Here is a 23,609-nt window from a genome sequence, read left to right on the forward strand (position 1 = left end):
ATCGACCGCACACGAGCCTTGAGGGCCTCACACCGAACGAATTTGCAACCCGGTCACGAATGGACCACAACGTGAACAGCGCTAGCCTATGAATGGGTACATTCAGGGGAGCACGTCAACGCCGATCGAAATCGGCCGAAATGGCATGATCCAGGAATTGGTCTAAGGCTGAAAGGGTCGGAAGCCGATGCAGGGATTGGCGACCGTGCGTGACGATCGCTTGGCATGTGCACGGCGCGGCCGCCCAGCGGAAATTGACTGAGCGGCGCCCAAGGGTCCCTCGCCGGAAATCGGACGTACGTCCAGCAACCGAGCGCTTGGCCGTTGCCGCCGCGGTGGGAAGAGCGGCTCTCGATATATTTGGGGGGTTATCGCGGGGTATACTACTAGACATAGTGAAATTTGGGCTTGGCACTCGGGCGCATAGAGTGCTAAATGCTAAGAACATAAGCTGAACAAAGAGGCCGCCATGACGCCGAATGCCAGATTTGCCGAGTTCATCACGGACATCACCCCGAGTGAGACAACCGTGTCGAACTGTAAGAGCGCTCACACCTCGGTGCGGACGGCGCTGCTCAAGGATGGCAAGTTCAAAGAAAGGGTGAAGCGGATCTTTCTGGGGGGTTCGTACAAGCGTTACACCGCCATTCGGCCACGAACAAAGAACGGCTCGACCGAGCGACCTGATGTGGACCTCTATGCCGTCGTAGACGGCACTCCATGGGATTCTGATCCGGCAGAGCTCATGGACGAATTGTATGCCGCATTGAATCGGGCTCGCGATGAGCTCGGTATCACGTCGATCAAGCGGAACAGATGTTCGATCGCTCTATCGATGAACAAGGCAGACCTTGACGTCTCGATTCTGCTTGATCGGCAGGACGATAACCTTTTTCGGATCGGTAATCGCGATACCGGGGAATGGTACAAGACGGACCCGGTAGAGCACACGGATTGGTCCGCAGCGCAAAACGAACGTTGCTCGGGTCGGTTTAATCCGATGACGCGCATGGTGAAGTGGGCGCGTCGCCAGAACAAGACCGTGTCCCGGCATCCAAAGAGTTTTGCGCTCGAAACTCTCATCGCGCCGCACATCAGTGAGACCGAGACAAACTACGGCCAGCTCTTTCATAATTGGTGTCAATCATTTCTTGACGCCTATGCCAACGATCGGTTGTTCGGGACATGTCCGTTTCTCGAAGATCCGGCTGTGCCGGGAGGCGACATACTTGCCGGAGTGACGAACGAAGAGTTCTGCGCTTACTACGACAAGATCGAAAAACACCGTGACGATGCCGCCAAAGCGCTGGCCGCAGAAGATCAGGACAAGGCAACGGACTATTGGCGCCGGATCTTCGGCGACCGGTTTCCCAAACCGAAAATATCCGGGCTATCCACGAAAAGCGCTGCTGCCGCGATGTCTCCCTTGAGCTTCACCGGTGCGCAGGCGGCGCCGTCAGCACGGCCTGCGAAATTCGCTTAGGCTCATGTGGTGGCTGACCGACCAGGCGCGATTGCGAATTGAACGTGAAGCCATTGAAGCGCTTGACGCCGATTGGTTTCAAAACCCGGTTTGGTCCGTGGATGAGCAATTGCGATTGACGCTCGGCTTCGACATCGTGATCGTGCGCGGGAATTATCCGCTCCAGTTAACCTATCACAACACCTTCCCCGCATCACCACCGAGCATTGTTCCTGCCGACGGCGACGCCCGGCTCTCCGGTCATCAATACGGTGCCGGTGGAGATCTCTGCCTCGAAATCCGCAACGACAATTGGACGCCGGACGTAACCGGCGCAATGATGATCGAAAGCGCAAGGCGGCTCCTTGAAACCGAGGCGCCGGATGACGAAGGAGCTCCTGTCCATGCGCCGTCAGCGCATGATTTCCCGGCAACATTGGCTCTACGGTCCGAGGTGACACGTTTCTATATCGGTCCGTTGGCGCGCCTCTTGTTGGCGGATGACAACATTGATGGACTGCCGCTGGAGATCGGGATCGACTCCTACAGCGGCCGGACATTCATGGCGCATATTCTTTCGATATGCGACCAAGTGAATGGTGTAAAACAAAACCTTGCGCCCGATGCGCTTCGAAAAACCTGTGTTGTTAAGGAGGGTGTTGTCTTCGCAACGGATACACCGACCACGGTGCTGAAGAAGATCAAGACGTTCAAGAATCTGGTCGATCTGCTCGGTGATCGGCTCTCCATGGCGGAAGATGCGCATTGGGCGGTTGTGCTTCGCGGGTCGGAGGGCGGGCTCACGTTGCTCTGCCATTTTGCGAATGATGATGACCTCATGACGTTTACAACCGTCCTTGCCCCATTCGACGGTGATCGATCGGGCCTCACATCAGCTGATATCGGGAAGAAGAAGGTCGGGATTGTCGGACTCGGGTCGCTCGGCTCGAAGATTGCTGTCTCACTTGCAAGGTCAGGCGTTCGCCAGTTTGAGCTGGTCGATGGCGACATATTGCACATCGGCAATCTGCAACGCCATGATGGGGATTGGCGGGATGTAGGTCGTCACAAGGTAGAACTGACGGCGCATCGGCTGCGCCTCATTCGTCGCGACATTGAGGTCGATGTTTGGCGAAGTGCGATTGGCGCGCAGGTTTCGTCGCAGGAAGCCGCGAATGTTAACCAGGCGCTCGCTTCCTGTGACGTCATTATCGATGCCACCGCCAATCCAGACCTATTCAATCATCTGGCCAGCCTGAGTCTACGACACAATCGTTCTTTTCTCTGGGGAGCTGTTTACGCTGGCGGTGTCGGCGGAGAAATGGCGAGGGCGAGGGTCAACAAGGACCCTTCGCCTTATGACATCCGCACAGTGATCAACCAGTATTACGAGATCAGCGATGAGACGCCGCCGGTTGCGACAGGGAGCGGTTATGATGGTTCCATCGGCGAGGCTGCACCCATGCAGGCGGCAGATGCCGATGTAGCAGTTTTCGCTGCACATATCAGCGCCTTTGCACTCGACACGCTGAGCGATACCGAGCCATCGAAATACGATGCGCATGCCTATCTCGTGGGGTTAAAGCGGGGATGGCTGTTCGACGGCCCGTTTGATGCGCGCCCCATCATCGTAGATGCTCCAGTCCGAAGCTCATTGTCCCCGGTTTCCGGGGCCGCAGTAGAATCGGACTTCATCAAATCCTTATTTCAGGGTGCAAGCGGTGAAACTGCGGATTCCGAAAACCATGATTGAACGCTGGGTTTCCGATCTCAAGAAGGCGGGGCGCAAGGAAATAGGCGGCGTGCTCTTTGGCGAGCAGGTTTCGGAAGGGGACTTCCGCGTCGCTGAAGCAACGCGCCAGCGCTTCTTCGGTGGGACGGCGGCGACGTTCAATCGTCGCGGTGGAACCGCACGCAGGGAAATCCTGGCGCTGCACAAGAAATTCGGCGGCAATCCGGAACGGTTCAACTACTTGGGCGAATGGCATTCCCATCCGAATGTACCGGCTCTGCCAAGCCTGCGGGACGAGACCACCATGTATCAACTCCTCGCTGATCAGGGCGAGGCGGTTAATTTCCTTGTGTTGATCATCGTGAAGCTTGGCGGAGATGCCCGGTTTCACATCTGCGCTACGACCTATCTTGCTTCGGGACATAAGCTGAATTGCGAGATTGAGATTGAAGATGCCGAGGGTAACGCCGCAACAAGCGATGAGGAGGACGAGAGATGAGCGAATGGTCGCTGAAGGATGTGCTCTCGGGCTTGCACGACGATATTCAAAATCGTCTAGAAACAATTCGCAAAGCAATGCCGCACCCAGTGTCCAAGGGAGACGCGAGCGAACGGGTTTGGAATGAGCTTTTCAACACCTATCTTCCGGCGCGCTACAAATCGGACAAGGCACATGTCGTGGACAGCGAAGGCACAATCAGTCAGCAGATTGATGTTGTCATATATGATCGCCAATATTCGCCATTCATTTTTCACTACGAGGGCGAAGTCATAGTTCCTGCGGAAAGCGTCTATGCGGTTTTCGAGGCGAAACAATCGGCCAATCTGAAACATGTCCAGTACGCCCAGGAAAAGGTTCGGAGCGTGCGAGCGCTTCATCGAACGAGTTTGCCGATACCGCACGCAGGAGGCACGTATCCCGCGAAGCCGCTCATCCCGATCTATGGTGGACTGCTGACCTTTGAAAGCGATTGGAAGCCTGGGCTCGGAGATAGTCTCCTTGACGCGTTGAAGCAGGATCAGGGAGAGGGGAAAATAGACTTCGGTTGCGTAGCCGGGCACGGCTATTTCCACACGGACGAAGATCCGACGGAGTATGTCATGCATACTGGCGGCAAACCCGCCACTGCCTTTCTTTTTAAGCTGATTTCCCAGCTTCAATTCAGCGGCACCGTTCCGATGATCGATATTCAGGCCTATAGCGAGTGGTTGGCGGAATAACTTCGCATCACACGGACATCTTCAATCTGCTACTGGCGATCGGTGGAGGCATTGTTCGATGGCCAAGGGGTGCCTTCGCCATCGACATCCCCCAGGGCTGAGCGCAGGGCACACGGCCGGCCTCAAGGTCGGCGATGATCCTGTCGGCGATTTCGGAATAGAAATTGGTCCCGTCGTGCCGGGCGCCGGATTAGCTGTTGTGTCTGGACATCGCGGGTCTCCGCGCCGGGGGCCTCTCCTCCGGTCCTCATCCCGTCACGGCAAACCCATCCGCACTCTCCATCTCAAAGGGGGCGTTGCGGTGGGATCCCCCGCTCGAAGGGGGCAACCGAGACTACTGCCTCGGCCGCAGGGCAAGGCTTTGCCCTCCAGAATCCATGGTGACCTGCGGGGCGGCCGTGCCCTGTCGAGCGTGCTGGGCCGGAATGACAAGCTGCAGAAGATGTTCGCGGACCGTTTTGGCGGTGCGTTTCGAACGGTTGGGGAATACTACACGGTTCACGCTGGCGCAGTGAGGATCGAGGATGTCTCGTCGTGGCTTTCAGAGCTGGCGGAGGAGTTGATCGCGGAGCCGGACGTCAGCGTTGATGATTAGCGAGCAGGCGGAATGACGCGGGTGCGGCGCGCGGTACGGCCTGCTGGTGGGCGTGTCGCGGTCAGGAGCGCCTCCTCGGTGGATTTCTGCGGTCCCATGAAGTCCATGCGATCGGCGATATAGCCACCTAGTGCGTGCGCGTCTTCGGCCGATGGCATCGGAACGTCGTATGTGAGCGGAAGAAACGCGGTCAGTGCGATGCGGTAGAGCGGTGCGGCATATTCGAAGATCATCCGCTGCGGCGTGGTAAGAATGAGATTGTCGCGCTCGACGGGATTGCCGTGAAGGAAGTCGTTCCGACATTCGTAGAGCATCTGGTAGAGCCAGGATGCCAGAGTGCGCTTTACCTTGGTCTTCCCGCCCGTGTCATGCGCGAGCCGGCCGCTCTCGGCCTTTGCCCAGCATGTCCGCTCGATCATCTCGAACACCTTGTCCCGGTTGGCCTGGCCATTTCCGCCGGGGTGCACGAGAATCTCGAAAGCGCTGACCCAGAGGGAGATGACCCGCCCGACGTCATAGAACGTCGTGTCCGTCCCGGCCGGCAAAAGGGAGGCGTGATACGCCATGTTGAGCGAACGCATCAGCGCGACGTCCTCCCAGGCGGGCTCTGCCGCTTCGTAGCGTCGATGCCAGCGCGCCATGAGCGCGGCAAGGAGCGGTTGGTCAATGTCGCTTTCGCCGAGTGAGGTGCGGAACAGGGCTGGCGAGGATTGGCCCTTGAAGCGCGAGAGTTCATGCGTGCCGAGGATGGCCGGCGTGCTGCCGATCACATCCTCATAGTGTCGGTCGAGCATCCAGGGGTAGATCGCGAAGGCCTCGCCGAAGAGGACGCGGTGCCCGCGCGGATGTCGGAGCTCCAGCACCCGGCCGTGGGTGATTGCCGAGAGCGCGATGAGATCGCGGAAGCTTGCCAGCGCCGCCACGTCGCGAAAGATGGGCGGTGCGGCCGCGTCCAGGATCAGGACTGAGGGCTCGAACTTCTGTCCGAAGTTGTCGGCAAAACGGTTGAGGAAACGCTGGAGCGTCGGATGCGTTCGTTTGAGGGCCGCAACGCGGTGGTCATTCGCGGGCGCGAGCGCCGCGATGTCGCAGCCGATCGCGGCGTCCAGAGGAATATTTGGCAGGACGAATACCGGCGTCCAATCGGCAGCAGTCATGTGTTATTCCTGTCTCGGCGGGCTTAGGCCTGTAATGGCTGAAGTATTTCTGCTTACAACACGCCGGAACAACAATGAACGATACCAAGCAAGAATACAGGGGAGAGAAGGCTGAGAAACGCGACCAGGCGCCTTTGGAGGTTCTCGTCCGCGGCGCCGAGAAGACATTTGATAATGCTGAGCGTCTTTTTTACGAGGCGGAGCTTCTGGCGAAAGCTGGCGCGGTGGCGCGTGCCCTTTGCCTCCACCAGATCTCCCTGGAGGAATGCTCGAAGGTCAACAACCTCGGCGCCTGGGCGGTTAGCCTGGTTCTTGGGTTCGAAGTCGATCAGAAGAAGGTGCTCGCCGCTTTCGGGCGTCACGCGGCTAAGAACAAATCCAATGCGTACATGCTGAAGGGCTCTGAGGCGGAAACAGATGCGAAGGCCCGTGGCGACTGGGAGGCTGCCATGGAGGCGTTCAGGCATACCCAGGACGAGTTTCACGAGACGTCAAACCGCGCCAAGAACGCCTCGCTGTATGTGGACTGGGTCGACGGTGAATTCGCCGCACCGAGCGATCGCATCACCAACGAGATGCTGGCCGAGATTACTCAGCGAAACGCCGAGTTTCTCGGCTATGCCCAGAACGGGCTGAACATGCTGCGACGTCTGGAGAAGGCTCCCGATGAAATGAAGGGCCTGCTCTCGGGTTTCGTCGAACAGGCCGAAAAGCTGCGCGAAGAAAAGCCAGATGACATGATGGGGGCGATGGAGACATTGCTGTCGGGCTTTCGCGAAGAGGGCAAGCAGAAGCTGAAGAGATAAGTTCCACGTCGTGCGCCCCCTCGTCTTCAAATGGGGAGCTCTCCGAGGGTGGCAGGCTGAGATCGCGGAAGGATCTTCGCCGCATTAGGCATGCCTTGAAAACTGTCAGAAAACCACGTATATTTCTGACAGGAGAACTGCCATGCCGCGCTTGACCGAACAGATCCTTGAGCATGCGAAAAGGCTGCCGGAGGGTACGCCCGTCGCAGCTAAGTGTTTGCTTCACCTTGGTAACCGCGCCGCGGTGGACCAAGCCCTGTCACGATTGGCCGAGCGAGGGCAACTGACCCGGGCAGGACGCGGTGTTTACCTCTTGCCGGTCACGAGCCGGTTCGGGACCAGGGCGCCTTCCGTGGAGCAGGCGGTCGAGGCCCTCGCCACCCAGCGGGGCGAGGTAATTGTCTCGAGCGGTGTGGCCGCCGCCAATAGCCTTGGACTTACGACGCAGGTGCCGGTGCGATCCGTCTATCTGACGTCGGGGCGCACCCGGAAAATGAGCCTTGGTAAGCAGACCGTCGAGCTTCGGCACGCGCCACGCTGGCAGCTCGCCATGCCGCATCGGCCAGCGGGTCAGGCGGTGCGGGCGCTTGCCTGGCTCGGGCCGGAAAAGGCCGAGGCCGCTCTCCACACCCTGAAGCGCAAGCTCCCTCCCTCTGTCTTCAGCGAGTTGGTGGCGGCGGCCCCTCAGTTTCCAACCTGGCTCGCGCGCAGCGTGGGAAAGGTAGCGCATGGCTGACAGCTTCTTTGATCTGTCTGTTCAAGACCGCCGCGATGCGCTTGGTGTCGCGGCAGACCGGCTGGTCCGCCCGGCCCACCTCTTGGAGAAAGACGTCTGGGTCGTTTGGGTGTTGGCTACACTCTACGGATCGCCGCTGGGCAAGCACTTGGTTTTCAAGGGCGGGACATCTCTGTCGAAGGGTTACGGTGTTATCCGGAGATTTTCGGAAGACGTCGATCTCACCTATGACATTCGCGCTATTGCACCCGATCTGGTGGGTACGGATGGGGACGCGCTGCCGAGAACGCGCAGCGAAGAGAAGCGTTGGTCGAAAGCGGTTCGTCATCGCCTACCGGAATGGATCGCCGGAGATGTCGAGCCGATCCTTGCCACGGCCCTTGCCGGGAGCGGGTTTCCAGCCAAAACCCGACAAGACGGCGAAAAGCTCTTTGTCGAATACGAGGCCATGGAAACGGGGTCGGGCTATGTCGCCCCTCATGTGATGCTGGAATTCGGCGCTAGGGCGACAGGCGAACCTGCAAGCCTACGCGACGTGATCTGTGACGCCGCCGGTGTTCTCGAAGGGGTCGAGTTTCCGATCGCGCGACCATGGGTCATGCACGCGGAACGGACCTATTGGGAAAAGGCGACCGCCATGCATGTCTTCTGTCTGCAGCAGCGGCTGCGTGGCGAACGCTTCTCGCGACATTGGCATGATGTAGCCAGACTTGACGACGCAGGCTTTGCCGCGTCAGCAGTTGCAGATCGCGCGCTCGCGAACGCCGTTGCCCGGCACAAGAGCATGTTCTTCGCGGAAAAGGCGGACGATGGGAGGGGCATCGACTATGGCGTTGCCGTCAATGGCGGACTCCAGCTTGTCCCGAACGGGAGAGCACGCGCTGCGCTAGAAGACGATTACCAGCAGATGGTGGAGGACGGATTGCTGCTGGACGACGCAGAACCGTTCGAGGCTCTGATGGAGCAATGCGAAATACTGACCGTGCGGGCGAATGAGGCGGTGGACGCTCAAGAAGAATGAGACGGGGGAGCGAGGATGCTAAATCGCGGATCGGAATGGCGGAGATGGGAGCCGCATATACACGCGCCCGGAACGGTGATGAACAATCAGTTCAAGGGGCCGAATGCGTGGGAGGATTATCTCACGGCTCTCGAAGACGCGACGCCGACCATCGAGGCGATCGCAGTCACCGACTACTACGTCACCGAAACCTATGAGGAAGTGATCCGGCAGAAAGCTGCCGGCAGGTTGCAGAACGCCCAGCTCATATTTCCGAATGTGGAAGTCAGGTTGGACGTCGCGACGGCGAGAGGTGGATTCGTCAATCTGCATTTGTTCGTCAGCCCGGAAGACCCGAGCCATATCGAAGAGCTCCAGCGGCTCTTGTCGCGTTTGCAGTTCAACGTGATGGAGGACCGCTTTGATTGTACGCGAGCCGACCTCATCAGGCTGGGAAAGAAGGCTGATCCGGCGATTACGGATGATGGCGCTGCGCTCGAATACGGCGCAAGCCAATTCAAGGTCAATTTCCAGCAGCTTCGCGAAGTATACGCCGAGAGCGGATGGGCAAAGAAGAACATCCTGATCGGCGTGGCCGGCGGATCGAACGATGGCACATCAGGCGTGCGTGAAGCTGCCGACCAGACACTCCGGCGCGAGATTGAGGGGTTCGCCCATGTCATTTTCGCAAGCAGCGAGGCGCAACGGGAATTCTGGCTTGGGCGCAAGCCATCGATGTCTCCGGATGAGATCCGCGCGACATATGGCGGCCTCAAACCCTGCCTGCACGGGAGTGATGCTCACGATCTCGATAATGTTGCCTCGCCGTTCGGCGATCGGTTTTCATGGATCAAAGGCGGTCTCGAATTTGATTCATTGCGCCAGGCCTGCATCGACCCCGGCGGTCGGTCCTATGTCGGCGCTGAGCCGCCGGCGTCGGCAACACCGTCGCAGGTAATCTCAGGCATCGAGGTTGCCGATGCGCCATGGATGACGACGCCGGTGATTCCGCTCAATCCCGGGCTCGTCGCAATCATCGGTGCGCGTGGCTCCGGCAAGACAGCCCTGGCGGACATGATCGCGGCCGGCTGCGACTCGATTCCCGATGAGGCTTGGAACGCGGATGAATGGGCAAATCCCTCGTTCCTCGTACGGGCACGACCCCTCGTTGGTTCCGGCAAGGTGACAGTCAACTGGGCGGCGGGAGATCCGGAAACACGCGCGCTTGACGGTTCCGATGCCAACGGCCCCTTTGCCTATGAGCGCGTGCGCTACCTCTCACAGCAATTCGTGGAGGACCTATGCTCCTCAAGTGGCCTCACTGACGAGCTCCTTCGGGAAATTGAACGCGTCATCTTTGAGGCACATCCGGAAGAGAGTCGTGATGGCGCATTGGATTTCGGGGAACTTCTGGAACAGCGCGCATCACGTCATCGGCTCGCGCGTGAAAGGGAAGCGGAAGCGGTCGCGCAAATTTCGGATCGCATCGCCACCGAACTTGAAAAAGAAAAGCTCGTCGCGTCCTACGAGGCGGAGGTCGCCAAGAAAAAGAAGCTGGTGGATGCATATACGGCGGATCGCGCAAAGCTCGTGTCGAAGGGGAGTGAGAAGCGGGCGCAGCGGCACACCGAACTGGCAGGAGCGGCAAACGAGATCCGCACTAAGCTGAGGCAGTATACGGGCCAGCGACAGACTTTTCTCGCCATGCAGGACGAAGTCGCAAACCTACGTCGTAACCAGGCGCCTGAGACACTTCGCCAGACTCAGGCGCGTCATAAGCATAGCGGCATGTCCGATGAACAATGGGCTGCCTTCCTGCTGGACTATACCGGACCGGTGGATGACAATCTCTCTGGTTACGTGAAGTGGGTCGACGGCAAGATCGGTGAACTGAAAGGAACACCGCCCCCACCTGGCGACCCAGACACGCCATACTTTGCGGACGATATTGATCTCACCACGCTGACACAGGCTGTTTTGAATGCGGAGATGGCGCGCCTCGAAAAGCTGGTGAATGCCGACAAGGAGGCACAGCGCCGGTATGCCACCCTGTCTACCAATATCGCGACAGAAACGGCGGCACTGCAGACGCTGACCGAGAAGTTGAACGATGCGAAGGGCGCGAAGGAACGCGCCCGTCAGTTGCAGGCTGATCGTGAAGCAGCCTATGGCAGGGCATTCGACGCGCTGGTCGCAGAACAGGAGGTTCTCGAGGACCTCTATGCCCCCTTGATGGCGCGGCTCGCATCGTCGTCCGGGACTTTGCGGAAGCTGTCCTTTTCCGTCGCTCGAGTCGCGGATGTCGAACAATGGGCGACAGAAGCCGAGGAAGGGCTTATCGACCTGAGAAAGGTCGGGTCGTTCCGCGGCAAGGGCACTTTGGTGCAGAAAGCCAACGAAGTGCTGAAGGAAGCCTGGGAGACTGGAGATTCGGCTGGCGTGATCGCAGCGATGGCGGAATTCCGACGGCTCTACCAGAGCGATCTCCTCGACCATTCTCCGGTTCCGCGCACGGAGCAGGCCGAATTTCGGGCATGGTCAAAACGGTTTGCCCAATGGCTCTTTGGCACCGACCACATCGAGATCCGCTACGGAATTGACTATGATGGCGTTGATATCCGGAAGCTCTCTCCGGGTACGCGCGGCATTGTCCTCCTGCTTCTCTATCTCGGCCTCGACGACAATGACGATCGGCCGCTGGTGATCGACCAGCCTGAAGAAAATCTCGACCCGAAATCGGTCTTTGACGAACTGGTGCATCTCTTCATCGAAGCGAAGTCGCATCGTCAGGTCATTATGGTGACCCACAATGCGAACCTGGTGATCAACACTGACGCCGACCAGATCATCATCGCCGAAGCGGGACCACATCCGCATGGCTCGCTGCCTCCGATTACCTATACATCCGGTGGGCTGGAAAACGCCGCGATACGCAAGCTGGTCTGCGACATTCTCGAAGGCGGTGAAAACGCATTCCAGGAGAGGGCCAGACGATTGCGCGTCAGGCTTTCGAGATGACGCCATTCCGCTGGACGAACTGCTACGCGGACGTGCAGGCCTCGAAGCATGACATGACAATCCGCTCCTATTTTGAGGACGTCATCGTGCCGGCAATCGCAACTCTCGAAGAAAAGATCAGCGCGCTTGGCCGAAGCCACTCTCCCGGCGATGTGTTCGCGCAAGCCGATATGGAGGATGTCCTTCGAGAGGCAAAGCTTGCATTCGGGCTGTCTGTCCAGTCGATCTGGGAGCGTCAGTTCAGGGCATATCTGCGGGGTTGTGCGAAGGAACTCCGACCGGATGAACCGCTTGAAAATCGAGTTGCGCGGGCCGACTGGAAAGACCTGCAGAAACATTTCCGCGATCTGCGAGGAATTGGGCTCGACAATTTTCCAAGCTACCAGACACTGGATACGCTACAGCATCTCGGCAATGCATGTCGTCACGGAGATGGTGCATCGGCAATCGAGTTATCGAAGCGGTGTCCGGATTTCTGGTCACCGGTTCCGCCGATGCCTACTGAGATGCATTTACCGGGGCCGGAAGTCGCCCCCAGTGTCGCAATGATGGATATTCCCGTCGAGAGTCTGCAAGAATTCGTAGAGGCGATCGCCGAGTTCTGGCGCGACGCTGAATACATTTACAACGAGAGCATTGAGCGAAAGCACCCAAGCCTGGTGGCGAAGCTCGCTCGGGAGCGCGAACAACGCCATTGGTTGCCTCAGGCGACGACTACCAAGTAGGTCGGGTGTAGGTTGTCTTCACGCTACGGGTAAGTCGGCTGCGCTATCGACCACCAGGTTATGCCGCGCGGAGCTTGGCTTCCGGGGGTTCAGCATGCTGATCGCTCGCGTTTTGCAGGAACTGGTCGAGGGCCGCGCGGCGGGAATTCCTGTCGAGTGCATGGACCGTTCCCCGGAATTCCACGCCGTCGAGAAGCGCTTCGACATATCCGGCAATTGTGTCCGCGGCCATTATCAGTGCTGTGTCGAGCGAGTGGATGTACTTGCTCGTGACCGTTCCCTTGGAGTGGCCGACCAAGGCCGCGATCGTCACCTCGGTGAAGCCGAGATCATTCGCGACGCTAGCAAAGCTGTGCCGGAGAATGTGCGGTGTTATCCCGGCGAGCGGTGAGCCATCAAAAATCTGCTTCCAGTGATTGGGAAAGCTGCCGAAAGCCTCGCCTCCGCGAGTTCCTGGATAGACGTAAGTGGAGAGCGCGTCCTTCCGATGTTGATCGAGATAATCCACAACCGGGAGGCCAATGGCACGAGTGGATGCGCCTTCCTTGGAATCAGTGAGCCGCAGACAGCTTCCGTCAGTGTCCACCTCAGCCCACAGCAACCCAATGATTTCACTTCGCCTGCAGCCCGTGAGGGCCAGCAGGCGAATGATCTCGACGGTCATGCTGTATTTGTCGTTCATTTGGGCTTCGCGGAGCATCTCTCCCAGCGTCCGGTATTCGTTTTCAGTAAGACGACGGTCGCGCACTCTGTCTTTCGGCTTGCGCACCCCGTGGGCTACGTTGTGCTCTATGATCCCGGCGTTGATTGCATAAGTCAGGATAGCACCGAGCAGCGATATCGCCTTGGCCGCAGTGCCAGTTCCGCCCCTCAAGATCGACTTTCCGCGTAGCTTCTTGCTCTTGCGAACCGCGCGGGTTTTCCCTGCAATAATGTCATTCATCGCCTTCGCGACGTCGGCTCGGGTCAAATCCTGGACACGCCGTTTCCCCAACAGAGGGATGATGTGCCCGTTAATGCGGCCGATGTCGGTGCCGATCGTTGATGCCTTTTTGGGCTGACCGCTCTTTCCGAGTACCAGCCCCGCATTCATGTCCTCAACGTATCGTTGGCACAGCTCTTTGACGGTGATCGCGGTTCGGTTGACCTGCTTCTCTTCGGCGGGGTTTTCACCTTGCGCGACCTTGCCGAGTTGTATCCTTGCTTCCCGTCGCGCTGTTTCCGGCGTCCAAATGCCATGCAAGCCGATCGTGTAACGTCGCGACCGACCGACCGCGCGATACTGGATGACGTAGCTGCGCTTCCCTGACGCGAACACGCGCAGTCCAAACCCCGGTAGCTCGTCGTCCCAAATGACGTAGTCCTTGGCCTTGGTTTTGGCGGCGTCGACCGTGCGCTTCGTGATCCGTGCCATGTCGTGTCTCCTTTCCGGGCTCGGACTTCGCGTAAGCGCCACGTAAGCACCACGTAAGCACTCGGACGGAAATCAGAGCGTAGGTTAGGATAGAAGCTTGCGGCAGGATGATCTGAAAATGCAATGAAAGTCAGAGGCTTAGCGTACCGTAGCGCATTCTATCGTGTTTTTCGGAAAGACAGACATATTTCCTCCGAAGGCAGAGGTCACAGGTTCGAATCCTGTCGGGTGCGCCAGGTACCGCCAGGTACGACCCGGAGACATGGGTAACAGATTGTCCCTAAGACATGGGTGACAACCTCGTGCCGAACGGGTTGTCGATGGTCTGCAAGGTCCTCTGTTCCAGGTCCATATATCCCACATCATAGTGCATGAAGCTGACGAGCCAAATGCCGTCGTCGACTTCTTTGATGCCGAGCCTCTGGCCGGCGAGCACGGTCGAGACGTTGATCGTCTTTCTTGCCATGCAGATGCGGCCGCAGGCGGTGACGAGGATGTCCCTATCGTGGAAGGGGTAGGCCGCGTTCCCGGAACAAGGCGCAGGAAGGTTTCGAGTGCCGGCTACTCCTTCGTGCTTTCGAAGGTTTCGCAGGCGGGGTCATGCGCGAAACCTGGTCGGTGACCGTCAGGGGGCTAACAGTAGCGGCCGTCGCCGGTCTCGCGTGAAATGCCCAATGCCCGGCGCACAGCGCTCATGCCCTCGCCGTCCAGAAGACGGCCAACGAAGCGGACAGGTTTTTCCATAACCGAACTCTCTCTCCACGGCATCAACACCTCCGGCAAAGCCAAAAGTGTTACCCATGTGTCCGGTACGTTTCGTCACCTATCTCTCGAGACGCTCATCAGTTAGCTGGTCATGGCTTCCGCTGAAATGCTCCGGGCCGCGCTACCCCGACCAGATCCCTCCGGTCGGGCGCTCACCCTCGCGCCTAAAAGGGGCCCGTTCGGACGCCGGCCCAGGGTCCCGATTCCGAGCCGATCGACAAGGGGAAGTGTTTCCGTCTTTCGATCACTTCCAACAAATAGTTCCGGCAAGGTCCCACCCGGCTTGTTGCCGGTGGCGACGCGCCGCTGTGGCGGCTCGCAGGAAACGGGTGGCAGGGTGCGCGCCGCCGTCGCAGGGTCGCTCGCGTCTCAAGAGGCTTCCTGCATGATCGAATTGACGGTGGCGCTTGTCGTCTTTCTCTTCCCGCTCGCCTACAGTCCCGGCCCCGGCAACATGTTTTTTGCCGCCTACGGCGCGCGCTACGGGGTGCGCGCCACCCTGCCCGCCACGACCGGCTACCATGTCGCAACCTGGCTGGTGACGGTTGCGATCGGTTTCGGGTTCGCGGTCGCCATCCGACACGCGCCCGGGCTTTTCTTGGCGATAAAATGGGTCGGCGCGGCCTACGTTTTCTCTCTGGCGTGGACCTTTTTGCGGGCCGGCCTCATCGCGGGCGTGCAGGAAGCCCGCCCTGCCGGCTTCCTCGACGGCGTCATTTTGCTGGCGCTCAATCCGAAGGCCTATCTGATCATCGCGCTGATGTTCACGCAGTTCCTGAGCGAGGCGCAGGGCAATCGCACCATGCTGGTCCTGTGGATCGCCACCGTCTTCACCCTGAACAATCTCGCCGCCTTCCTGGTCTGGACCGCGGTCGGCGAGCGCATCGCGGCGCGCCTGCGCCGGGAATCGAGTTCCAGGGCGATCAACCTGATCTTCGCCACCGTTCTGGCCGCGGTGGCGGTCTGGATGATGCTGCGATAGGCTGCGCGGCCAGGCCGCTCCCCGCGCGAGGGGGCGGGTTTTCAGCCGCCGCCCGCCGAGGCGAGACCGGGATTTGCCGATGACGTACGATCGGGAGAGGGAGATCGCGAGCAGTTGGGAGCGCAATGCCGGCGCGTGGTCGCGGGCGATCGCCGAAACCGGATCGCAAGCAGACGCGCCGGCACCGACCGGGCGATGGTGGAGACGATCGCCCGGCTGCGGCCGCGGCGCGTGCTCGACCTGGGTTGCGGCGAGGGCTGGCTGACGCGGGCGCTCGTCGAGCGCCTGGGCTGCCGGGTCGTCGGCGCCGACGGAAGCCGCGATCTGGTCGAGACCGCGCGGCGTCTCGACCCCGGCTCGACCTATCTCCACCTGTCCTACGAGGCGATCATCGCCGAGCCCGCGCGCCTGCCGGAGGCGGTCGACCTGATCGCCTGCAATTTCGCGCTTTTCGGCCAGGCCCTCTCGCCGCTGCTTGCAGCGCTCACGTCCGCGCTGGCGCCCGGCGGGGCGATCGTCATCCAGACCCTGCATCCCTGGCAAAGCCGCCCCGGCGGGCGCTATCGCGACGGCTGGCAAACGGAGACCTTCGCCGCTCTCGGCGGCGAGGCCTGGGACGCGATGCCCTGGTACTTCCGCACGCTTGCGTCGTGGACCGGCGAACTGGGCACGGCCGGGCTGGCCGTGGTCGAGATCGTCGAGCCGGTGGGGGCGGATGGCGGCGATCCGCTGTCGCTGATCCTGATCTGCAGACGGGCCGCCGGCCCGGGCCCTGGCGCGACGTCGCGGGCGGCGTGAGCCTATGAAACCGCTCCCCGACCTGGCATGGCTGGACCGCGACCACGGAGAACACCGGCGATGTTGATGTATCAGGTCGATGCCTTCTCCGACCGTGTGTTCGGCGGCAATCCGGCCGCGGTCCTGGTTTTGGAACGCTGGCTGCCGGACCCGCTCATGCAGGCGATCGCGGACGAGAACAATCTGGCCGAAACGGCGTTCGCCTGCCCGGACGGGTCGCCGGAGCGCTGGAAGCTGCGCTGGTTCAGCCCGGTTCACGAAGTGGATTTTTGCGGGCATGCCACGCTGGCGACCGCGCATGTGCTTTTCAGCCGGCGCCCAACGACGGGGCCGCTGCGCTTTTCAACGCGCGCGGGAACCTTACGCGTGACCCGCGGCGAGGACGGCTACCGGCTCGATCTGCCGCGCTTCGACCCGCAACCGCTGACGGCCTTGCCGGACGCACTCGACGGGGTCTTCGACCGGGCGCCCGTCGCGGTCTTCCGAAATTTCGAGAACATTTTCGCCGAGCTCGAGGACGAGACGGCGGTGCGCAGCTTCGTTCCCGACCTCGCCCGGATCGCGCGCCTGTTCCCGATGGGCCTGGCGATCACCGCCAAGGGCGGCGCGCACGATTTCGTGTCGCGCTATTTCGCGCCCGGCGCCGGCATTCCCGAGGATCCGGTGACCGGCTCGATCCACGCCACGCTTGTGCCCTACTGGGCCGAACGCCTCGGCAAGCCGCGGCTGGCGGCCTTCCAGGCGTCGCGGCGCGGCGGCCGCCTTGCCTGCCTGCTCGACGGCGAGCGGGTGTTGATTGCCGGCCAGGCCGTGACATTCATGACGGCCGAGATCGATTTCGGCGACGGCGCCGGGTTTTGACCACGCGTCACCGCCAACGTCGCCGTTGCGTCCGGTCGGAACATTCGTGCCGGTCGGGCGTTTTCAAGGGCGAAAGGAGGCACGACATGGCACAATCCAGAAGCGCCGCCAGCAGAACCGGCAACGGCTCCGCTCCCCCCTCGGCCGAACAGCTCGAGGAGCAGATCGCGCAGCTGAAGTCCGACATTTCCGAACTCGCCAAGACGATCGGCGCGCTCGGGGCGCACACGGCCGGCACGGCGAAAAGCCGTGTGGCTCGCACGGGCGACGCGGTCGCCGCGCTGCCCCATGAAGCCGTCAATATGCTGCGCACCGACATCGAGTTGCTTGAGCGCAAGCTGAAGGCGGGCGTCAAGCGCAGCCCCTGGCGCGCGCTCGGCCTGGCGGCCGGCGCCGGTTTCCTGCTCGCCCTCGCTGCCAAGCGGTCGTAGCAGGCGCGCGGCCGCGCCGACGGCGCATTCGGCCGCATAGTTTTCGAAATCCCGTCGGCAGGCCGCATCCGCGCGGTCTGCGTGCTCGATGAAAGATGAAAGGAGACAGACATGGCCCAGGTCGCCACGGTTTTGAAACCGGAAGCCCATCAGGAACAGATCAATACCGGCCTCGACGACGCCTATCGCGCCGACATGGCCGAAGCGCTGACGTCGATCCTGGCATCGACATACCAGCTCACCGTCAAGAGCCATCTTTATCACTGGAACGTCGTCGGGCCGCTGTTCAAGCCGCTGCACGACCTGACCGAGGAGCACTATAACGCGCTGTTTTCGGCCACCGACGTCATCGCCGAGCGGATCAGGGCGCTCGGTCACCTGGCCCCGGCCGGGCTCGGCAAGGCGGCGGGCTTCGCACCCGCGTCGGGCGATGTGGATCACACCTCCGCGATCGCCATGATAAAGGATCTGATCAAGGATCACGAGGCGGCGGCGCGCGAATTGCGCAAGGCGGCGTCCAAGGCCGGCGACGCCGACGACGTGGTGACCGAAGACATGCTGACCGAGCGCCTCACCTTCCACGAGAAGGCGATCTGGATGCTGCGGGCGACCGTCGCCGACTGAGGCACCGGGCCGCGCTCGGTGCGCGCCGGTCAAAACCACACCGCCCGCGCCCGCACCCTGCGCGGCGCGGGCGCCGATCCACGGGAAGCAGCGAGGCAACTCATGAGCGAGACAGCGATGCAAACCGAAATGCGCGCCATCCTGGCCGACGAGAGCCTGGGCCGGGACGAGCGGATTTCACGCCTGGAGGCGCTGCGCCGCGAGGCCCGCGACAGGCAGCGCGCGGCGACCGAGGCCGATATGATCGCCGATGACGGCCTGAACGACGATCTGCACGAAATCGAGCTCGCCCTGCAGCGGCTCGGGGTCAAGACGGTTTCGCGCGAGGACAAGGGCGCGGCGACGCTCTGACGTTTGCCGTGATCGATGCCTGTCGACGCCCATCAACGCCCCGGCGGCGACCGGACGGCCGCCGGGCATTCGTCTGTCCTGGCCGCTGCAAACGGCCAGGCTTGGCGTTTGCAGGCGAAGTGGAAGCCGGTTCGCCGTTCGCAAACGCGTTAGAACAATGAGTTAGGGCCGGTCTGCGATTTCGCGGAAAGCCAGCCGGGGCTAGATGAACGGGCGCTTGCCGCCAACCGGATCGCTCCAGCCCGCGATCTTGCACAGTCCGTCCTCGTCCAAGACCGCGCAGCCGCGGTCGAGCCAGCGCACAAGCCCGCGCGCGGCGATCTTGCGCAGGGTCTTGTTGGTGTGCACGATCGACAGGCCGAGCGTGTCGGCCAGATGTTGCTGGGAAACCGGCAGCATCTTCTTGCGGCCGCTGTCGAACAGGCCGGCGAGGCGCGCGCGCCGGTTGAGGAAAGCCAGCAGATAGGCCGCGCGCTCGAGCGCCGACCGGCGGCCGAGGCTCAACAGGTGTTCGTCCAGAATACGCTCCTCGCGCGCCGCGATCCATGTCAGGTCGAAGCCGAGATCGGGATAGCCTGAAAACAAGGATGCCAGCCGTGCGCGCTCGAACACGCACAGGGTCAGCGGCGTCAGCGCCTCCACCGAATGCTGCATCTCCCCCATCAGCGACCCCTGCAGGCCGACGAGATCGCCGGGCAGGATGAAGTTCAGGATCTGGCGGCGTCCGTCGTCGAGGATCTTGTAACGGAAGGCCCAGCCGTCGAGGACGGTGAACAAATGGGCGCTGTGGGTGCCTTCCACCAGGATGGTCGCACCGGCATCGGCCGTCAGTTCCCCCGTCTTGAAGGTGGATACGAAATCGAGCTCGTCCGCCTCGAAATCGCGAAAATGCTCGCGCTTGCGCAGCGGACAGGCCGAACATTTCGTGCGCGGAGCGATCAGCTTGCCGTTTTTTGCCATCGCACTCCCCCTGATGCACGCCTATCCACGCCGCCAACGGCGCCGGTGCGGGGTCGTGTCTTTTTTAAATGACAGCGCGCGCCGCAAACGGCACTTGAAGCCCTCAAGAACAGGCCGCCCCCCGATCGGGGCCAGGCCGACAGCACAGACTGGACACATGCCTTGCCCGACCACAAACCCGACATCCTGGTGATCGATTCGGAATATCTGATCGCCTTCGACACCGCGCAGATCCTGTCCGAGGAACTGGGCTGCGAGGTGGAGACGGCCACACCGGAGGCGGGCCGCGAGGTGCTGCGCACACGCCGCTTCGACATTGTCGTGATCGAGGTCCAGGACGATCGGGCCATGACCGAGGCTCTGGCTGCCGCCGCGTGCGCGGCCGGCGGCGCGGTGGTCTTCACCTCCACCTCCGAGGAGGACCGCGACGGCGTCGACGGGTTTTGCCAATGGCCCGTCGTCTTAAAACCGTTTCCTTCCGGCGAGATCGCCCGGTCGGTGACGGCCATTCTGCACGCCAGACGCCCCACGGCCCGTTAGCCGGCGAAGGCGCGCGAGACGATCGAGGCCGAATCGCGATCCGGCCCGTAATCGGCTTCGCCCGAAACCGCCAGCAGTTCCTGCAGGCGCTGGCGGGCCCGGCTGACTCGGCTCTTGATCGTGCCGACCGCGCAGCCGCAGATCGCCGCCGCCTCCTCGTAGGCAAACCCGGACGCGCCGACCAGGATGATCGCTTCACGCTGATCGTCGGGCAGTTCACCCAGCGCCTTGCGGAAATCGGCCAGGTCGAGCGACCCGTACTGCGCGGGATGGGTGGACAATCTTTCGGTGAAGATGCCGTCGCTGTCCTGGATCTCGCGACCGCGCTTGCGCATCTGGCTGTAGAACTCGTTGCGCAGGATGGTGAACAGCCACGCCTTCAAATTGGTGCCAGGCTCGAAACTGTCCTGCTTGGCCCAGGCCTTCATGATCGTATCCTGGACCAGATCGTCGGCCCGGTCGTGCCGGCCGATCAGTGAGACCGCGAAGGCGCGCAAATTGGGCAGCGACGCCAGAAGTTCGCGTTTGAACGCCAACTTGTCGCCGGCGGAAGCGCAACTCATGCCCGGTCCTTTCTGCCCTTGGGGGCGGACGCCGATTTTTCGGCCTCGTCCAGTTTTTCAAGCAGATCGAGGAACCGATCGGGGATCGCCTCCTCCTTGATGGAATCGTAGAGTTCACGCAATTTCATCGAGATGCGACCGCCCGTTTCAGACGATCCGGCAAAGTCGGCTTGCGCTGGATCGATTGCCGGCATTTTCTTACTTTCCTTCATTTTTCGACGGATTCCCGAGCCCTGGTTCGAACCAAAATGCGAAAGCCGACAAAAAGTTCCATTTCCAGGAACTTTTTTGTTCATGATGCGTTGACCAGCACTTTGAACGCCCAACCACTGTCATGACAAGGGAGACCCGTCACGATGTCGCTTTCCACCCGCATCGCCCCTCATCTGCCTCTGCTGCGGCGATATGCGCGCGCGGTCACGGGTTCGCAGACCTCGGGCGACGCCTACGTCGCCGCCGTGCTCGAAGCTCTGATCGCTGATGTGTCGGCCTTTCCCGACACCTCGAGCGACCGGGTTGCGATCTACAAACTCTTTTCGACCGTGTTCGGTTCCACCGCCGTCAAGATCGAGCCGCCGCAGTCGCCCTTCGCCTGGGAGCAGCGCGCCGTGTCCAATCTGGCCGCTATTCCTCCGGTCGCGCGCCAGGCCTACCTGCTGGTGGCGGTCGAGGAATTCAGCCAATCCGAGACGGCCGAGATCCTCGATCTCGAAGAAGCCGAGATCGGCGTCCTGCTCGAGGCGGCTGCCACGGAGATTTCGCGCCAGGTCGCGACCGACATTATGATCATCGAGGACGAACCGCTGATCGCGATGGATATCGAGCAGATCGTCGAAGAGCTCGGCCACACGGTGACGGGAATCGCGCGCACGCACGAGGAGGCGGTCGCGCTTTATCGCGGCACGAATCCGAAAATGGTGCTCGCCGACATCCAGCTCGCCGACGGCAGCTCGGGCATCGACGCGGTCAACGATATCTTGAAGACAGCGAGCGTGCCGGTGATCTTCATCACCGCCTTCCCGGAGCGCCTGCTGACCGGCGAGCGGCCGGAGCCGGCCTTCCTGATGACGAAACCCTTCAATCCGCAAATGCTGAAGGCGTTGATCAGCCAGGCGCTGTTTTTCAACGAAAACGCAGAAGCGGCCGCGTAAATGTGGCCTGGGCGCCGGGCGGACAATGATTTCAACACGTTCAGCGGAACATAAGGCGAGCGCAACCGTTTGTTCTCCTACCTATCCAAAGGAGAACGGCAATGCTCTATTATGCTCTGGTCTTTCTCGTGATTGCCATCATCGCCGGCGTCCTCGGTTTCGGAGGCATCGCGGGAGCGGCGACGGGGATCGCACAAATTCTGTTCTATCTCTTTCTGATATTGCTGGTCATCTCGCTGGTGGCGGGTTTTATAAGGCGAACATGAGATAGATCCGATCCGAAACCGGTCCGGCCGCGACACAGGCGGCCGGGTCGCTGGCGGGGAATAGCGTTGAGTAGAAAAACAACCGACGAAACCGGACGGAATTGGGAACGGCCAGACCAGGATACGCAGAAATTTCGGCATCATCTGGTCACCGCCTTGTTGCGCTCGGGCATTTGCCTGACGCTGCAGGACGGACGCGGCCGCTACGTCTTCATCATCAATCTTCCCGACAGCTGGGCCTTGCCCGACGGGGCCGAGCCGCGCGACGCGGAGATTTACGGCGCCGAACTCTCGGGCCGCCTCGACTTGGCCAAGACCAGGGTCTGCAACAGCGGCAATCCCGAGCGCGTTCATACCGAACAGGCGGACGGTCGCTATTTCGAGTTTTTCATCGAATCCTATCCGGACGGTTTCGACGTCGCGATTTTGACGACGGTGACGGAGCTGACCGAAGAGCGTCGGCGCGAGAAGGTACTCAAAAGCCTGTTGCGCGAGGTCAGCCATCGATCGAAGAACCTGATGGCCATCATCCAAAGCATCGCGTCGCAGACGGCGCGCTCGTCCGGGTCGCTCGCCAGTTTCCTGCCCAATTTCTACGGCCGGCTGCACTCGCTATCGCGGTCGCAGGATCTGATCACCGATTCGAGCTGGCGCGGCGCCAGCTTCCGCACCCTGGCCCAGCAGCAGGGCGCCAAATATTTTCGCGACGTGGCGAAGGCAATGCGGCTGAGCGGCGACGACCCGACCCTGTCGCCGAACGAGACGGTTCATGTCGGGCTGGCGCTGCATGAGTTGATCGTCAACGCGCTTGCGGCGTCGCGGTTGAATGGCGGCGCGCCGCATATCGAACTCGATTGCACGGTCGTCGAAAAGGCCGGCATCGAAACGGCGTCGATCCAATGGCGGGAACATCGAACGCCGACTGATCTCGAACCTCACGGCGAAGAGACCGAAGACGCTTTCGGCAGCGCCGTTCTCAACCGGATCACACCTTCCGCGCTCGAGGGGACGGCGCGCTATGGCGACGTCGAAGGGGTGATTTCCTACGATCTGACCTTTCCGCTGCATGCGAACCGGTAGAGCGCGGCGCGCAACCATGGCGGGGTCGGCAAGGCACGCACAAAAAAGCGGACCCGTCAGGGCCCGCTTCTGCGCGGCCGGCATACGCGCCCGCCCCAGGCACGTCAGTGGCGGCTCAGCCAATCGTCGATCTCGCGTTCGGCGTCGGCCTCGGCCTTGCCGTACCGTTCCTGCAGCTTGCCGGCGAGCTGTTTGCGATTGCCCGCCACCACGTCGAGGTCGTCGCCGGTCAGCTTGCCCCACTGCTCCTGCACCTTGCCCTTGAATTGCTCCCAGTTTCCTTCAACCTGATTCCAGTTCATGCCATTCTCCTTTTCTTGTCAGACAATCGATGCTGCGATCGTCGTGTTCAAAACGTCCGGCAGGCGGCG

General features: G+C 61.1%; 27 protein-coding genes. 20 read left to right on the top strand and 7 right to left on the bottom strand.

From position 1 onward, the window contains the following. Positions 1 to 469 precede the first annotated feature (469 nt). The 5 genes from C7T96_RS19275 (at position 470) to C7T96_RS19300 (ending at position 5,010) form a co-directional block, all read left to right on the top strand. Positions 470 to 1,483 (top strand): nucleotidyltransferase, encoded by a 1,014-nt coding sequence (locus tag C7T96_RS19275; RefSeq protein WP_106572894.1) that lies wholly within the window; start codon positions 470 to 472, stop codon positions 1,481 to 1,483. A gap of 4 nt (positions 1,484 to 1,487) precedes the next feature. Continuing rightward, positions 1,488 to 3,215 (top strand): ThiF family adenylyltransferase, encoded by a 1,728-nt coding sequence (locus C7T96_RS19280; RefSeq protein WP_106572895.1) that lies wholly within the window; start codon positions 1,488 to 1,490, stop codon positions 3,213 to 3,215. Further along, positions 3,208 to 3,693 (top strand): Mov34/MPN/PAD-1 family protein, encoded by a 486-nt coding sequence (locus C7T96_RS19285; RefSeq protein WP_106572896.1) that lies wholly within the window; start codon positions 3,208 to 3,210, stop codon positions 3,691 to 3,693. Before C7T96_RS19280 ends, C7T96_RS19285 begins: the two co-directional genes overlap by 8 nt. After that, positions 3,690 to 4,415 carry a DUF6602 domain-containing protein gene (locus tag C7T96_RS19290; protein ID WP_106572897.1) on the top strand — a complete coding sequence of 242 codons (726 nt, stop codon included), beginning with the start codon at positions 3,690 to 3,692 and terminating at the stop codon, positions 4,413 to 4,415. The genes C7T96_RS19285 and C7T96_RS19290 overlap by 4 nt, the downstream gene beginning before the upstream one ends. 361 nt (positions 4,416 to 4,776) lie before the next feature. Beyond that, positions 4,777 to 5,010: a hypothetical protein gene (locus C7T96_RS19300; RefSeq protein ID WP_245414183.1), complete on the top strand. Its 234-nt coding sequence runs from the start codon at positions 4,777 to 4,779 to the stop codon at positions 5,008 to 5,010. On the opposite strand, the gene C7T96_RS19305 is transcribed toward C7T96_RS19300, so the two are convergent. Continuing rightward, the gene (locus C7T96_RS19305; protein WP_106572898.1) at positions 5,007 to 6,167 is read right to left on the bottom strand and encodes a hypothetical protein; all 1,161 of its coding nucleotides are present in this window, start codon (positions 6,165 to 6,167) and stop codon (positions 5,007 to 5,009) included. The two genes, C7T96_RS19300 and C7T96_RS19305, sit on opposite strands and share 4 nt — an antisense overlap. A gap of 74 nt (positions 6,168 to 6,241) precedes the next feature. Between C7T96_RS19305 and C7T96_RS19310 the strand changes: the two genes are divergently transcribed. The 5 genes from C7T96_RS19310 (at position 6,242) to C7T96_RS19330 (ending at position 12,452) form a co-directional block, all read left to right on the top strand. Beyond that, entirely contained in the window at positions 6,242 to 6,973 is a 732-nt protein-coding gene (locus C7T96_RS19310) for an AbiV family abortive infection protein (RefSeq protein ID WP_245414184.1), read from the top strand. A gap of 142 nt (positions 6,974 to 7,115) precedes the next feature. Then, on the top strand, positions 7,116 to 7,709 hold the full coding sequence (locus C7T96_RS19315; protein WP_106572899.1) for a DUF6088 family protein: 594 nt from the start codon (positions 7,116 to 7,118) through the stop codon (positions 7,707 to 7,709). Then, complete coding sequence (locus C7T96_RS19320; protein ID WP_106572900.1) at positions 7,702 to 8,730, top strand: nucleotidyl transferase AbiEii/AbiGii toxin family protein; 1,029 nt, start codon at positions 7,702 to 7,704, stop codon at positions 8,728 to 8,730. Before C7T96_RS19315 ends, C7T96_RS19320 begins: the two co-directional genes overlap by 8 nt. Positions 8,731 to 8,745: 15 nt before the next feature. Continuing rightward, positions 8,746 to 11,727: a TrlF family AAA-like ATPase gene (locus tag C7T96_RS19325; protein ID WP_106572901.1), complete on the top strand. Its 2,982-nt coding sequence runs from the start codon at positions 8,746 to 8,748 to the stop codon at positions 11,725 to 11,727. Continuing rightward, a complete protein-coding gene (locus C7T96_RS19330; RefSeq protein ID WP_106572902.1) occupies positions 11,724 to 12,452 on the top strand; it encodes a hypothetical protein in 729 nt (242 codons plus the stop codon). Before C7T96_RS19325 ends, C7T96_RS19330 begins: the two co-directional genes overlap by 4 nt. Before the next feature lie 58 nt (positions 12,453 to 12,510). On the opposite strand, the gene C7T96_RS19335 is transcribed toward C7T96_RS19330, so the two are convergent. Beyond that, positions 12,511 to 13,866, bottom strand: a complete 1,356-nt coding sequence (locus C7T96_RS19335) for an integrase arm-type DNA-binding domain-containing protein (protein WP_106572903.1) — start codon at positions 13,864 to 13,866, stop codon at positions 12,511 to 12,513. Between the two features lie 280 nt (positions 13,867 to 14,146). After that, a complete protein-coding gene (locus C7T96_RS19340) occupies positions 14,147 to 14,332 on the bottom strand; it encodes a hypothetical protein (protein ID WP_245414185.1) in 186 nt (61 codons plus the stop codon). Between the two features lie 684 nt (positions 14,333 to 15,016). On the opposite strand from C7T96_RS19340, the gene C7T96_RS19345 reads away from it, so the two are divergent. From C7T96_RS19345 to C7T96_RS19370, 6 genes are all read left to right on the top strand, one after another. Next, a complete protein-coding gene (locus C7T96_RS19345) occupies positions 15,017 to 15,613 on the top strand; it encodes a LysE family translocator (RefSeq protein ID WP_106572905.1) in 597 nt (198 codons plus the stop codon). Between the two features lie 114 nt (positions 15,614 to 15,727). Next, positions 15,728 to 16,411: a class I SAM-dependent methyltransferase gene (locus tag C7T96_RS19350; protein ID WP_199190522.1), complete on the top strand. Its 684-nt coding sequence runs from the start codon at positions 15,728 to 15,730 to the stop codon at positions 16,409 to 16,411. 66 nt (positions 16,412 to 16,477) lie between these two features. Then, entirely contained in the window at positions 16,478 to 17,272 is a 795-nt protein-coding gene (locus C7T96_RS19355) for a PhzF family phenazine biosynthesis protein (RefSeq protein ID WP_348627259.1), read from the top strand. Positions 17,273 to 17,358: 86 nt separating this feature from the next. Beyond that, on the top strand, positions 17,359 to 17,703 hold the full coding sequence (locus C7T96_RS19360) for a DUF883 family protein (protein ID WP_106572907.1): 345 nt from the start codon (positions 17,359 to 17,361) through the stop codon (positions 17,701 to 17,703). A gap of 111 nt (positions 17,704 to 17,814) precedes the next feature. After that, positions 17,815 to 18,327, top strand: a complete 513-nt coding sequence (locus C7T96_RS19365; protein ID WP_106572908.1) for a DNA starvation/stationary phase protection protein — start codon at positions 17,815 to 17,817, stop codon at positions 18,325 to 18,327. A 102-nt stretch (positions 18,328 to 18,429) separates the two neighbouring features. Further along, a complete protein-coding gene (locus C7T96_RS19370) occupies positions 18,430 to 18,678 on the top strand; it encodes a hypothetical protein (protein ID WP_106572909.1) in 249 nt (82 codons plus the stop codon). A gap of 201 nt (positions 18,679 to 18,879) precedes the next feature. Here the strand turns inward: C7T96_RS19370 and C7T96_RS19375 are convergent, their stop codons facing one another. Then, positions 18,880 to 19,638, bottom strand: coding sequence for a Crp/Fnr family transcriptional regulator (locus C7T96_RS19375; RefSeq protein WP_106572910.1), 759 nt, complete (start codon positions 19,636 to 19,638; stop codon positions 18,880 to 18,882). A gap of 162 nt (positions 19,639 to 19,800) precedes the next feature. Between C7T96_RS19375 and C7T96_RS19380 the strand changes: the two genes are divergently transcribed. Then, the gene (locus C7T96_RS19380; RefSeq protein ID WP_106572911.1) at positions 19,801 to 20,178 is read left to right on the top strand and encodes a hypothetical protein; all 378 of its coding nucleotides are present in this window, start codon (positions 19,801 to 19,803) and stop codon (positions 20,176 to 20,178) included. On the opposite strand, the gene C7T96_RS19385 is transcribed toward C7T96_RS19380, so the two are convergent. After that, entirely contained in the window at positions 20,175 to 20,741 is a 567-nt protein-coding gene (locus tag C7T96_RS19385; RefSeq protein ID WP_106572912.1) for an RNA polymerase sigma factor, read from the bottom strand. The genes C7T96_RS19380 and C7T96_RS19385 overlap by 4 nt on opposite strands. Continuing rightward, the gene (locus tag C7T96_RS24550) at positions 20,738 to 21,037 is read right to left on the bottom strand and encodes a NepR family anti-sigma factor (protein ID WP_127599807.1); all 300 of its coding nucleotides are present in this window, start codon (positions 21,035 to 21,037) and stop codon (positions 20,738 to 20,740) included. Before C7T96_RS24550 ends, C7T96_RS19385 begins: the two co-directional genes overlap by 4 nt. Before the next feature lie 60 nt (positions 21,038 to 21,097). Between C7T96_RS24550 and C7T96_RS19395 the strand changes: the two genes are divergently transcribed. The 3 genes from C7T96_RS19395 to C7T96_RS19405 all read left to right on the top strand — a co-directional run bounded on the left by C7T96_RS19395 (position 21,098) and on the right by C7T96_RS19405 (position 23,238). Continuing rightward, positions 21,098 to 21,892: a response regulator gene (locus C7T96_RS19395; RefSeq protein ID WP_106572914.1), complete on the top strand. Its 795-nt coding sequence runs from the start codon at positions 21,098 to 21,100 to the stop codon at positions 21,890 to 21,892. A gap of 101 nt (positions 21,893 to 21,993) precedes the next feature. Next, entirely contained in the window at positions 21,994 to 22,158 is a 165-nt protein-coding gene (locus C7T96_RS19400; protein WP_106572915.1) for a DUF1328 domain-containing protein, read from the top strand. A gap of 66 nt (positions 22,159 to 22,224) precedes the next feature. Then, positions 22,225 to 23,238: an HWE histidine kinase domain-containing protein gene (locus tag C7T96_RS19405; protein WP_146149211.1), complete on the top strand. Its 1,014-nt coding sequence runs from the start codon at positions 22,225 to 22,227 to the stop codon at positions 23,236 to 23,238. Between the two features lie 104 nt (positions 23,239 to 23,342). Here the strand turns inward: C7T96_RS19405 and C7T96_RS19410 are convergent, their stop codons facing one another. Continuing rightward, entirely contained in the window at positions 23,343 to 23,540 is a 198-nt protein-coding gene (locus C7T96_RS19410; RefSeq protein ID WP_106572917.1) for a CsbD family protein, read from the bottom strand. Positions 23,541 to 23,609: the final 69 nt, after the last annotated feature.

It is taken from the genome of Nitratireductor sp. StC3 (assembly GCF_003015025.1).
Taxonomy (GTDB): Bacteria; Pseudomonadota; Alphaproteobacteria; order Rhizobiales; family Rhizobiaceae; genus Mangrovimarina; species Mangrovimarina alexandrii.